The organism is Anaerospora hongkongensis, from assembly GCF_004339805.1.
GTDB lineage: Bacteria > Bacillota > Negativicutes > Sporomusales > DSM-15969 > Anaerospora > Anaerospora hongkongensis.
In genome coordinates this window covers 24,906-36,507 of record NZ_SLUI01000018.1, presented here as the reverse complement: position 1 = coordinate 36,507, position 11,602 = coordinate 24,906, and the positions used below count along the sequence as shown (strand labels likewise).

Here is an 11,602-nt window from a genome sequence, read left to right as displayed (position 1 = left end):
TATTTACATTCTAATTCGACATAAAAATTGAATTTTCCCTGTTTTTCTTTTTATGTTTTGTTAAGTTTATGTAAAAAATGTAACAAACAATTTAAAAGGATTTTAAAAAATGTAGCGAAATATAGTATTCCATAAGTTCATTAATTGAGGTGCATCTAATGACAGAACGAGTCGCGATTATTGATTTGGGCTCTAACTCAGCTCGCTTAATTGTTATGCATATTTATCACAATGGTTCGTATAATTTGGTTTATCACCAAAAAGAAGCCATTCGGTTAAGTGAAGGCATGACCGGCACCAATCGCCTCGAGCAAGCAGCCATGAATCGAGCAATTGCAACCCTGCGCATGTTCACTCACATGTGCGAACTCTTCGAAGTAAACAAAATTCTCGCAGTAACGACTGCAGCTGTCCGTACTTCAGAAAACGGAACGGATTTCTTGCGAATGGTTCACCGCAATACCCGGATTCCCTTACAGGTTATCAGCGGCGAGGAAGAAGCCCGCCTAGGATATATCGGTGTTCTCAATACATTAGACGTTCCTGATGCACTTATCTTTGACCTGGGAGGCGGCAGTACAGAACTGACACTCGTCCGCAACCGAAAAATCGAACACTCAATCAGTATGCCTTTCGGTGCAGTTACGATGACCGAACGTTTCGGTACGCAAAACAAAGTCAGTGAAGAAGAGCTGACCGACTTGTACAATTTCATAATGCGCCAGCTGGAACAGGTTCCCTGGCTGGACAGGCTGAATATCCCGCTTATCGGCATTGGCGGTACAATGCGCAATGTTGCCAAGATGGATCAACGGGTTAGAAACTACCCCTTTTCCAAAGTTCATAATTATAAAGTAGGTCCGTTGTCTTTTTCGGAGCTCTGGCGCATGCTGGTAGAAAAAACAGCGGATCAGCGGCGCAAGATTCCCGGACTTTCCAGCGAACGGGCAGACATTATTATTGCCGGCTCAACTATTATTAAATGCCTGCTAAACGTAACAAAAGGAACCCAGCTTATTGCCAGCGGCTGCGGTTTGCGTGAAGGACTTTTTTTTCAATATTACCGCCACTTACAGCATCAGGAGGAAATTATCCCTGATATTTTGCTGCACAGTGCCCGCAATATGCTGATGTTTTATAAAGGGGATATCAATCATGCCGAACATGTAACTCAGCTTGCCGTTGCCATGTTTGAGGGCTGGCAGCAACTGCACAATTTAGGCGAACGGGAAAAAATACTGCTGCAGGTGGCAGCGCTGCTGCATGACATCGGCATTACAATTAATTATTATGACCATGCCCGCCACAGCTCTTATTTAGTCGAAAACGCCCGCCTCTTCGGGCTGACACACCGCGAGCAGATGCTCTGCGCCATTATTGCCGGCTGGCACAATGGCCCCTCGGCAAAATTCACCCGCAATCGTTTATACACTGAGTTCCTCGATGCAAATGACTGGGATATGGCTCGCAAGCTGGCCTTGATTTTAGGCCTGGCTGAATGTCTGGATACAACGCAAATGCGCCTCATCCCGCAAGTTGAAGCGTTCGCCCAAAATAAACGGGCTCATTTGCGGCTCATTACCGATGAAGATGCCTCTATAGAGCGCAAAGCTGTAGAAAAGCACCGCAAATGGTTCAAAAAAGAGTTCCCGTTCGATTTATCTATCGAATAAGCTAACCCAAAAGCCGCCAGGCGCTGATACAGCCTGGCGGCTTTGTCATAGATAAGCCGCTCCTGATGAAGAGCAGGCCTTCATCTGTGTGATTGTCTTGCCTGAATAAAGTTCCGCGCTGTTCTGGCCAGTCGCAGCCTGCCAAATTTGTGCAGCATACTCGGCAAAGGTACGGTCGCTGGCAAAATACCCAGAATGAGCAATATTGGCCGCCGACATACTCAACCAGCGGCAGCGGTTACGGTACAGCTCTCCGGCCTGCTGCTGGGCATCTGCATAGGCGGCAAAATCTTTCAATACGAAATAATAGTCGCCCTCCTGCAGAAATGACTGATAATGTGTTTTAAATTCATCAGGAGGTACCGGCAAAAAGCCGTTTACTAACTGCTCCATCACGGTGGCAACCCGGTGATCGCTTTGGTATACAGACCACGGATTATAGCCTCCCTGCCGGTAATACTGAAGCACGTCATTTGCCGACAGCCCGAAGGTAATAATGTTGTCTGTACCAACCAGGCGGCCTATTTCAATATTTGCCCCATCCTGAGTTCCAATTGTTACGGCGCCGTTCATCATGAACTTCATATTTGCTGTCCCGCTTGCTTCAAAGCTCGCTGTGGGAATTTGCTCACTAATATCGGCAGCCGGTATAATCAGCTCTGCCAGTGATACATTATAATTTTCCAGGAATACCACCTTTAATTTATCCTGAATGGTTTGATCCCTATTGATCAGCTGTGCCAGCGTATCAATCAGCTTAATTGTCTTTTTGGCTTTATAATAGCCGGAAGCCGCCTTACCGCCAAAAATATACGTTCTCGCCGGGATGTCAAGGGACGGGTTTTCTCTTAGTCGGTTATAAAGATCCAAAATATGCAGGGCATTCATTGATTGCCGCTTGTATGCATGTATTCGCTTGACCTGCATATCAAAGAGGGAATGCTCATCAATCTTCCAGCCATACTTACCGTAAATATAGCTTGCCAGACGCTGCTTATTCAGCTGCTTAACAGCGGCCAGCTTCTCCTGAAAAGCAGCATCTGATCGAAACTGCAAAAGTTCTTCCAACCGCTCAGGCCGCTCGATCCAGCCGGTGCCGATCGTTTCCGACAATAATTTTGCCAAGCCGGGATTTGCCGCCATCAGCCAGCGCCGGTGAGTCACTCCGTTTGTTTTATTATTGAACTTTTCCGGCGTATAGTGATAGAAATCAGCCATGACCTGGTGCTTCAGAATATCCGTATGCAGCTTTGCCACACCATTGATGCTGTAACAGCCGACTATTGCAAGATGTGCCATTTTAATCTGATTATCGGCTATTACAGCCATCTGGGCTATTTTTGCCCAATCACCCGGATAAGCCTGCCATAGCAGACGGCAAAAGCGTTCATTGATTTCATGTACAATCTCATAAATACGCGGCAATAAACTGCTAAATAAGTCAACCGGCCACGTTTCCAGCGCCTCGGGCAAAATAGTATGATTGGTATACGATATTGTTGCTGTTGTCACTTCCCAGGCCTGCTGCCATCCCCAGCCGTATTCATCCAGCAGCAGGCGCATTAATTCCGGAATTGCCAAGGCAGGATGAGTGTCATTAATGTGTACAGCAACCCTTTGGGGCAATAGCTCCAGACAATTATGCCGCAGATGATTCTTAATTAAGCTTTGCAATCCGGCCGACACCAGTAGATACTGCTGTTTTAAACGCAATGTTTTCCCCTCTGAGGTGGAGTCGTCGGGATACAGGCTGTCCGTAATAGACTGGCACCGCCGTTTCTGCGCTATTGCCTCCTGGCAGGTTGCGCTGCAGCCTTGGGAGGGAACCGCTTCACTGCTCCATAAACGTAAGGTATTAACCGTTTCATTATGATATCCGGTAACCGGAATATCATAGGGAACAGCCAGAACTTGCTCATCTGTACCATACCGGATAATTACCGCTTCGTCCGGTCGGCGGGTCTCCCAAACATAATAGCCATCTTTTAGCCAGTCATCAGGCAATTCCTGTTGATACCCTTCACACACCCGTTGCTCAAACAAGCCGTAGCGGTACCTGAGACCACAACCATGCCCGCCTAGCCCCAAGGCAGCCATTGAGTCAAGATAACATGCCGCCAGCCTTCCCAAACCGCCATTGCCGGTTCCTGCATCCTCTTCCTCCGCTTCAAGCGCAGCAATTGCAATTCCTAATTCTGCTAATGCCTGCACACAAAGCTCATAGATTCCCAGGTTGAACAAATACCCCCTTAGCAGGCGGCCAGGCAAAAATTCAATCGAAAAATACCATACCTGTTTTTGACTGACGGCAGGGTGTACCGCAGCAGCCCACTTGCGGCCTGTATATTCACGCACCACCATGGCGAGCGCCAAAAATTGTTCCCGTGCGGTGGTGTCGGCAATGTCCCTTCCATGTAGTGCTTGGACCATCTCGATAAAGCTTCGCTGAAACTCTCTTTTTTCTAACTCCATTAGCAGCCTCCCTCCTGTGTATACCTGCCAAATATCCCCGCAAACCAGCCAGCTCGCCAATACAGCACTTCCGCTGGATTGGCAAGCCAAAACACTGTTAGTTTTTGAATGACAAGTGTAAATTATGCCGACAGCCGCGGTAACCCAAATAAAAGATCTCTCCAGCCAACTGGCCGGAGAGATCTTATTGATTAGACAATATGGAAAAGCTGCTTGACATTCTGAGTTGTAGCTTCGGCCACCTCTTCAAGTGAAAGACCTCTCAAGCGGGCTACTTCTTCAGCAACCAGGCGCACATGAGCCGGTTCATTGCGGCGTCCGCGGTGGGGATGAGGTGTAAGATACGGCGAATCTGTTTCCACCAGCAGGCGTTCTAAGGGTACAGCTGCCGCTATTTCTTTTAACTTCGTCGATTTGGCAAAAGTAACCGGGCCGGCAAAAGAAACGTAAAATCCCAGTTTAAGAACTTCTTTAGCCATTTCCAGACTGCCTGAATAGCAGTGAAAAACGCCAATAATTCCCTTCGCCTCTTTTTTTACAATATTCATCACATCGCCGTGGGCATCCCGGTCATGAATAATGATCGGTTTTCTCAGCTGCCGCGCCAAATCAATGTGACGGATAAAAACCTCCTGCTGAACTTCGCGGGGCGATAAATCGTAGTAGTAATCCAACCCAATTTCGCCAATGGCAACCACTTTTTTCTCCTGTTCAACCCATTCAGCCATCCGGTCATAATCAGCGTTAACAGCCGCTTTTGCATCATGGGGGTGGATGCCTACCGCCGCATAGATACCTTCGTGAGCCTGGGCAAGCGCTACCGACCGTGCCGAAGAAGCCATATCGGCACCAATATTAATAATACCGGTGACGCCATTTTCTCTTGCCCTTTCAATCGTCTCCAGCCGGTCGGAATCGAACCGGTTGTCGTCAATATGAGCATGCGAATCAAATAACATGTTCAAGTCCCTCCCTTAAAACTGCCGCTCCCTACAGTGACAGCACTTCAAGGCTAATTTGTTGATTTTATTATTTAACCCGACTGCCTGCCGGCATGTCCGGTGCATCAACTAAAATCAGCTTATCCTCACAGGAAGCGGATAATAACATTCCGCGTGATTCAATCCCGCGAATTTTTGCCGGTTTTAAGTTGGCAACCATAACAACGTTACGCCCTACTAATTCCTCCGGCTGATAGTGTTTGGCAATGCCGGAAATAACGGTACGGGTCTCAGTTCCAAGATCAACCGTGAATTGAAGCAGTTTGTCCGCTCCTTTTACTTTTTCACACGTCAGTACTTTTGCTACCCGCAAATCCATTTTACCGAAATCATCAATTGTTATTTCCTCCTGGCTGCTGTCAGCCGCTGGAGCAGGCTGCACTTTAGCTGCAGGCGCTGCTGCGCTTTGCACTTCAGCTTCAGGCTTGATCTCAATACGGGGGAAAATGGGCTCAGGTTTGGCAACTTTTGTTCCCGCTGCCAGCAGGCCCCAGCTTTGCGCATCATGGAGCCGCACATCGGCAAAGGCCGTTTCAATCCCCAGTTGGGCCCAGATTTTCGGAGCAGTAGTCGGCATAAACGGAGAAACCAGAATTGTAACAATGCGCAGAACTTCCGCCAAATTATACATAACCGTATCCAGGCGGGCCCGTTTTACCGGATCTTTAGCCAATGCCCAGGGCGCAGTCTCGTCAATGTATTTATTGCTGCGGCTGACAAGTGCCCATATTTCTTTTAAAGCAGCATTAATTTCCATGCTCTCCATATTCTTTTCGTAATTAGCTGCCGTATTGTGGGCTAATTGCGCTAATTCGGCATCTATTGCTTCCTTCTCACCGGCAGCTTGAATTACACCGCCGTTAAAACGGCCAATCATGCTGAGCGTACGATGGAGCAAATTACCTAAATCATTTGCTAAGTCCGCGTTTATGCGGTTAATGAGGGCGTCACGTGAAAAGTTTCCATCCTGACCTAATGTTATTTCTTTCAAAAGGAAATACCGGATAGCATCCGGTCCGAATTCATCAATTAATGCTACCGGGTCAATAACATTGCCTTTAGACTTGGACATTTTATCCCCTTCAACTACCAGCCAGCCATGACCATATACCATTTTAGGCAGCTCAGCGCCAAGGGCCATCAAAATGATCGGCCAGATAATGGAATGGAACCGAACGATCTCCTTGCCTACCAAGTGAATATCGGCAGGCCAGAATTTGGCAAATTTGTCGCGGTCATGAAGATAGCCGGCAGCAGTAATATAGTTGGTCAATGCATCAAACCAAACATATACCACATGCTTGGTATCAAAGGGAACCGGAATTCCCCAATCAAAAGTAGTGCGTGATACGCAGAGATCTTCGAGACCCCCTTTGATGAAATTAATCATTTCATTCCGGCGGGACGTAGGTTGAATAAAGTCAGGATTTTGTTCAATATATTGCAACAGGCGTTCTTGATATTTGGACATTTTAAAGAAATAGCTTTCTTCTTTGAGCAGCTCTACCGGACGGCCGCAGTCGGGACAATTCCCGTTCTCCAGCTTCGTTTCCAGCCAGAAAGTTTCACACGGAGTGCAATACCACCCTTCGTATGCAGCCTTATAAATATCACCTTGATCAAAAATCTTTTGAAAAATGCTTTGCACCACTTCACGATGGCGGGTTTCTGTCGTACGAATAAAATCGTCGTGAGAAATATTGAGTTTCTCCCAGAGATTTTTAAAGCCGTCAACAATTTTATCCACATACTGAATGGGTGTTACCCCATTTTCTTTAGCCTTGCGTTCAATTTTTTGTCCATGCTCATCAGAGCCGGTCAAGAACAGCACTTCATAATCAGCCAGCCGCTTGTAGCGGGCAATTGAGTCGGCAACCGTGGTGCAGTAAGCATGACCAATATGCAGCCGGTCGCTGGGATAGTAAATCGGTGTTGTAATATAGAATGTTTTTTTATCCATAGTAAGAGTTCCTCCTTTATTTCGACAAGAGGTTCATTTCCCTCTTGCAAGTAACAACCATCGACAAGTAAAAAACCTGCCACTCTCGACACAAATAACATGTATTCGACACAAACAGCAATATTCTTCTGTAATATGTCTACTTTTTTGAAAAAATACACCTTATCTGGAAAAAATTAGGTTGACAACCTTTGTAAGATTTGGTACTATTTAGTTAGACAAGTTTTGTCGAATATTGTAATTTGAGAGGGGTTTACAATTATGAAATCTACTGGTATTGTTCGTAAAGTTGACGAATTGGGCCGCGTAGTAATTCCTATTGAACTGCGTCGCACTCTAGATATCGAAGAAAAAGATGCTCTCGAAATTTATGTTGACAGTGACCGGATTGTTCTCCGCAAATATGAGCCAGCTTGCGTATTCTGCGGCAACGCTGACGGAGTAACTAATTTTAAAAATAAAAATGTGTGCAAAGACTGCTTGTCTTCCATGGTAGGTAAAGCAATTTAAGCAATGTTTTGTTTCAACAGAGGTTACAGCCTCTGTTTTTTTATTTTTCAGCCTCGAGAACCGCCTGATAGACATCCCGTCTGGATATGCCCCGGTCGACTGCCACCTGCCGCAGGGCATCTTTTTTTGCTGCCCCCTTGGCCATAAGCAAGGCTACCGCTTCCGGCAAAGAAACTTCGTCTTTACTACCTAGATCCGGCTCCGGCCCTGCTCCTGCCCCTTGTACAACAAGAGTAAACTCCCCTCTTGGTTCTACTGCGGCAAAATGCTGCTGCAGGCCTAAAAGCGTAGACCGGTTAAATTCTTCAAACTTTTTCGTGAGTTCACGGCAGGCTGCTGCCGGGCGGTCACCAAAGGCCGTTTCCAGTTCTTTCAGTGTTTCCTTAATCCGATGAGGAGACTCATAGAACAGCAGCGTATAGGGCTGTTTTACGAGCTGCTCCAGTAATTCGCGCCGCTTCTTTTTCGTTTTGGGCAAGAACCCGACAAAAGTGAAGTTGGTTGTGTCCAGTCCTGATGCAACCAATGCAGATAATGCGGCATTCGCGCCAGGTACGGGAATAACAGTGATACCGGCTTCTATTGCCAGCTGAGTTAAATGAGTGCCAGGGTCGGAAATCCCCGGCATACCGGCATCACTAACCAGAGCTATTGTCTGGCCCTGGAGCAGGCGGTTGATTAGTTCCGGGCCCCGTTCCAGCTTATTATGTTCATGATAAGAAACAGTTGCTGTATGTATTTCATAGTGATTTAGCAGCTTTCGGGTGTGACGGGTATCTTCAGCTGCAATTAAATTCGCTTCTTTCAGTACGCGGATAGCCCGGAAGGTAATATCCTCCAGATTGCCGATCGGCGTAGCACACAAATAAAGTACACCCTGTAGGGCATTCATATTGATTGATCCCCCTGATACCATGCTAAAATTTCAGAACAGTAATTGCCCGCATTATCGTATACAATCAGAGGCGGCAATACTTCTAAACCGGAACTGGCTCCCCGTATCCCTTCGACGAGGACCATATTCGGTTTTTTTCCGATTGTCGAGTGAACCAGCCTAAGCCGTTTGGGCTCTATGCCAGCAAATCGCAAAGCCTCCAAAATTTCGGGGATTCGCTCCGGTAAATGAACCATGGCAAACCGGCCCCGGTATTTAACCAGATACCGGGCCGCAGCCACTACATCACCTAAAGTAGCGGTCACTTCATGACGGGCCATAGCAACTTTATCATTCGGATTTAAAAAGCCATTTCCCACCGGCCGGTAGGGCGGGTTAGACACAACTAAATCAAAAACGCCGGCCGGTAATTGTCCCCTCAGATTACGCAAGTCAGCATTCTGAATGGAAATACGGCCAGCTAATTGATTAAGTTTCACGCTCCGCGCAGCCATTTCAGCCATAACCGGGCTGATTTCCACACCGGTCACCTGCGCGGCGCCCCTCACAGCAAGCAGCATTGCAATGACACCTGTACCTGTTCCCAAATCAACGACAGCCGCATTAGGCCGCACAGTTGCAAAATGAGCTAATAAAATCGCGTCAAGAGAAAAACGGAACTGATCATCCCGCTGAATAATTTTTAAGCCGTTGATAATAAGATCATCAAGGCGATCTCCTGGTTCAAGCACCGCATCAGTCATGTCCTACTTTTCCACCACTTCATCCCATGATATATCAATATTCTTGCCTTCGGCCAATTGAATCTTCGCCGTCTTATTACGGTGATTAACTGTTAATACGCGGCCTTCTCCCTCAATTGTAATCACTTCGCGGCCAATTGCCGGAGCAACGGATACTTTTTTCACTGTTTCAGGAAGATTACTGTAGGAGTCATTTTCATATTTCAGGCAGCACATTAAGCGGCCGCAAATGCCGGAAATCTTCGTTGGATTCAATGATAAATGCTGATCTTTAGCCATCCGAATCGATACAGGCTCAAAATCACCGAGAAAAGTTGCGCAGCACAGAGGCCGTCCGCAGCAGCCAATACCGTTCATCATTTTGGCCTCATCGCGAACCCCGATCTGCCGCAACTCAATGCGTGTCCTAAAAACAGCCGCCAAATCCTTGACTAAATCGCGAAAATCAATTCGCCCTTCTGCCGTAAAATAAAAAATAATCTTATTAACATCAAAGGTATACTCTACATCCACCAAATTCATCGGCAGCGAATGCAGCAAAATTTTCTGTTCACAAACGCGAAAAGCTTCTTTTTCTTTTTCTTTATTGTCATTTACTTTGTCCTGGTCTTGCTGAGTGGCCTTACGCAGCACCGGTTTCAGCGGAGAAACCAGTTCTTCCTCTGCAACCTGTCTGGGGCCAATAACAACTTCACCGAATTCCAGCCCCCGGGCAGTTTCGACGATTGCAAAATCACCTTTCGTAATCGTCAGTTCACCCGGATCAAAATAATATATTTTACCGGCACGTTTAAACCGGATTCCCACCACCGTATGCATCATGATTCCCTTCCCTCCTTTGCCAAGTCAGCTAATTCAATCAACAATGCTTCCCAGGTAAGACGCATATTGGCATTAGCAGCAATAGCCCGTTCTGCTGAGTAAATCCGTTTCACCGCCGCAACCAAAGCTTTTTCGTGCCAGTTCACTGCCAGTTCCCGCAATTGCGCCACCTTATCAGCATTAAAAACCAATTCGTAATTGCCAGTAATCCTTATTACTGTTAAATCACGAAAAATCCCCGACAAAAAACCTAACAAATGCCCCAGTTCTGTATTCTCCCGCTTATCCAAAGTGCTAACGACACGAAAAAGCCATACACCGCTTTGCTCGGTTATTACTGCTGCCAGCCGCATTGCCTCATCTCGCAGCCGCAGTCCCTCTGGAGCAAGTAGTTCAAGAGCTTTTCCTAAACGCCCACCGCTTAACCGCGCGGCAACTGCTGCCTGTTCCTGCGAAAAGCCTTTATGCTGCAGCGCTGCTATCATCTGTTCCGGAAGCAGAGGCAAAAACTTCATCACCAGACAGCGTGACAAAATTGTATTTAATACTGCATGAATGGAAGCCGCCGTTAAAATAAAATAAAAATGCTCGGGCGGCTCTTCCAGCATTTTTAACAGACTGTTGGCCGCCTCTTTTGTCATCTTACCGGCATCCTCGATAATACACACTCTCGCCTGCCCTGATGAGGAGCGCATGGCAATTTCATGCTGAATTGCCCGGATTTGATCAATTTTAATACTTGCACCATCAGGAGTAATGACTAGCAGATTAGCATGATTCTGATGAGCCAATGCCAGGCACGATGAACAATACCCGCAGGGGCTTGTCCCACCGCAGAGCAAACTGGCTGCTAAGCTTTTAGCAACAAGCACCTTGCCAATCCCCGGCGGCCCGACGAACAGCAGTGCGTGAGGCAGGCGTTTGCCTGCCAGCATTTTTTGCAGCATAGTTGTATTGGAATAATGTCCAATGATCGTCTCCCACATAGTACCCTCAGTATATAACGAATTCCGGTAGATAATTACATATATAGATCGACTAACATCCCACGTATTGCATCAAGCTTATTCATTATTTTCAGCTGCCGCTCCTGGCCGATGCGTACATCTTCAGTCAAGCCGGCGAGTGTATCATCAATTTGCTTGATGGTTGAAAACATTTTCTTCCGTCCCTGGCGATCCCAACCGGCATTTGTTTGCAGAGTATACATACGCCCCACTGCTTCACCGAGAAATTCCCGCACCAGTTCACGGTAGCTTTTTAATTCCACAAACGTCGGTGCAGTCGATAATCGTTTTCCCTGTTCGGTTATGGCATCTAGAAGCTCAGTAAGCCGTTCCTTAATCTGGCTGTCCTGGGATTTTGCCAGATTAAGCGCAAAAGGATCACCGCTTTTTTCTGTCTTAGCGTTGTTGTCACGCTCGACAGGCAGAGGGGGATTCGATGTGCCCATCTTATTAATCTTCACTGCCGACCTCCTGCTGGATGTTAGTCCATGATAATATACAGATTACTATTCATTATAA

The 11,602-nt window shown here is 46.8% G+C and carries 10 protein-coding genes; 2 read left to right on the top strand and 8 right to left on the bottom strand.

Translation table 11 applies throughout. The features are described 5' to 3' along the window. Nucleotides 1-158: 158 nt before the first annotated feature. The gene (locus EV210_RS20005; protein WP_132083132.1) at nucleotides 159-1,673 is read left to right on the top strand and encodes a Ppx/GppA phosphatase family protein; all 1,515 of its coding nucleotides are present in this window, start codon (nucleotides 159-161) and stop codon (nucleotides 1,671-1,673) included. A 45-nt stretch (nucleotides 1,674-1,718) separates the two neighbouring features. On the opposite strand, the gene EV210_RS20000 is transcribed toward EV210_RS20005, so the two are convergent. The 3 genes from EV210_RS20000 to metG all read right to left on the bottom strand — a co-directional run bounded on the left by EV210_RS20000 (nucleotide 1,719) and on the right by metG (nucleotide 7,106). Further along, entirely contained in the window at nucleotides 1,719-4,145 is a 2,427-nt protein-coding gene (locus tag EV210_RS20000) for a glycogen/starch/alpha-glucan phosphorylase (RefSeq protein ID WP_132083131.1), read from the bottom strand. A 191-nt stretch (nucleotides 4,146-4,336) separates the two neighbouring features. Then, a complete protein-coding gene (locus tag EV210_RS19995) occupies nucleotides 4,337-5,104 on the bottom strand; it encodes a TatD family hydrolase (protein ID WP_132083130.1) in 768 nt (255 codons plus the stop codon). A 70-nt stretch (nucleotides 5,105-5,174) separates the two neighbouring features. Beyond that, on the bottom strand, nucleotides 5,175-7,106 hold the full coding sequence (gene metG, locus EV210_RS19990; protein ID WP_132083129.1) for a methionine--tRNA ligase: 1,932 nt from the start codon (nucleotides 7,104-7,106) through the stop codon (nucleotides 5,175-5,177). Between the two features lie 261 nt (nucleotides 7,107-7,367). Between metG and EV210_RS19985 the strand changes: the two genes are divergently transcribed. Continuing rightward, nucleotides 7,368-7,616: an AbrB/MazE/SpoVT family DNA-binding domain-containing protein gene (locus tag EV210_RS19985; RefSeq protein WP_132083128.1), complete on the top strand. Its 249-nt coding sequence runs from the start codon at nucleotides 7,368-7,370 to the stop codon at nucleotides 7,614-7,616. A 40-nt stretch (nucleotides 7,617-7,656) separates the two neighbouring features. Here the strand turns inward: EV210_RS19985 and rsmI are convergent, their stop codons facing one another. From rsmI to EV210_RS19960, 5 genes are read right to left on the bottom strand one after another with little or no spacing between them, the layout of a single operon-like run. Then, on the bottom strand, nucleotides 7,657-8,508 hold the full coding sequence (gene rsmI, locus EV210_RS19980) for a 16S rRNA (cytidine(1402)-2'-O)-methyltransferase (protein WP_132083127.1): 852 nt from the start codon (nucleotides 8,506-8,508) through the stop codon (nucleotides 7,657-7,659). Further along, nucleotides 8,505-9,254: a tRNA1(Val) (adenine(37)-N6)-methyltransferase gene (locus tag EV210_RS19975; protein ID WP_132083126.1), complete on the bottom strand. Its 750-nt coding sequence runs from the start codon at nucleotides 9,252-9,254 to the stop codon at nucleotides 8,505-8,507. The genes rsmI and EV210_RS19975 overlap by 4 nt, the downstream gene beginning before the upstream one ends. Nucleotides 9,255-9,257: 3 nt before the next feature. Continuing rightward, nucleotides 9,258-10,073 carry a PSP1 domain-containing protein gene (locus EV210_RS19970; RefSeq protein ID WP_132083185.1) on the bottom strand — a complete coding sequence of 272 codons (816 nt, stop codon included), beginning with the start codon at nucleotides 10,071-10,073 and terminating at the stop codon, nucleotides 9,258-9,260. After that, nucleotides 10,073-11,062: a DNA polymerase III subunit delta' gene (gene holB, locus EV210_RS19965; RefSeq protein WP_132083125.1), complete on the bottom strand. Its 990-nt coding sequence runs from the start codon at nucleotides 11,060-11,062 to the stop codon at nucleotides 10,073-10,075. Before holB ends, EV210_RS19970 begins: the two co-directional genes overlap by 1 nt. Nucleotides 11,063-11,097: 35 nt before the next feature. After that, nucleotides 11,098-11,544 (bottom strand): YaaR family protein, encoded by a 447-nt coding sequence (locus tag EV210_RS19960; RefSeq protein ID WP_132083124.1) that lies wholly within the window; start codon nucleotides 11,542-11,544, stop codon nucleotides 11,098-11,100. Nucleotides 11,545-11,602 lie beyond the last annotated feature (58 nt).

Bases quoted from the DNA above. Each gene is read 5' to 3' on its own strand.
- EV210_RS20005 (WP_132083132.1), top strand. From the start codon at position 159: ATGACAGAACGAGTCGCGATTATTGATTTGGGCTCTAACTCAGCTCGC.
- EV210_RS19975 (WP_132083126.1), bottom strand. From the start codon at position 9,254: ATGACTGATGCGGTGCTTGAACCAGGAGATCGCCTTGATGATCTTATT.
- EV210_RS20000 (WP_132083131.1), bottom strand. From the start codon at position 4,145: ATGGAGTTAGAAAAAAGAGAGTTTCAGCGAAGCTTTATCGAGATGGTC.
- EV210_RS19970 (WP_132083185.1), bottom strand. From the start codon at position 10,073: ATGCATACGGTGGTGGGAATCCGGTTTAAACGTGCCGGTAAAATATAT.
- metG (WP_132083129.1), bottom strand. From the start codon at position 7,106: ATGGATAAAAAAACATTCTATATTACAACACCGATTTACTATCCCAGC.
- EV210_RS19985 (WP_132083128.1), top strand. From the start codon at position 7,368: ATGAAATCTACTGGTATTGTTCGTAAAGTTGACGAATTGGGCCGCGTA.
- EV210_RS19995 (WP_132083130.1), bottom strand. From the start codon at position 5,104: ATGTTATTTGATTCGCATGCTCATATTGACGACAACCGGTTCGATTCC.
- rsmI (WP_132083127.1), bottom strand. From the start codon at position 8,508: ATGAATGCCCTACAGGGTGTACTTTATTTGTGTGCTACGCCGATCGGC.
- holB (WP_132083125.1), bottom strand. From the start codon at position 11,062: ATGTGGGAGACGATCATTGGACATTATTCCAATACAACTATGCTGCAA.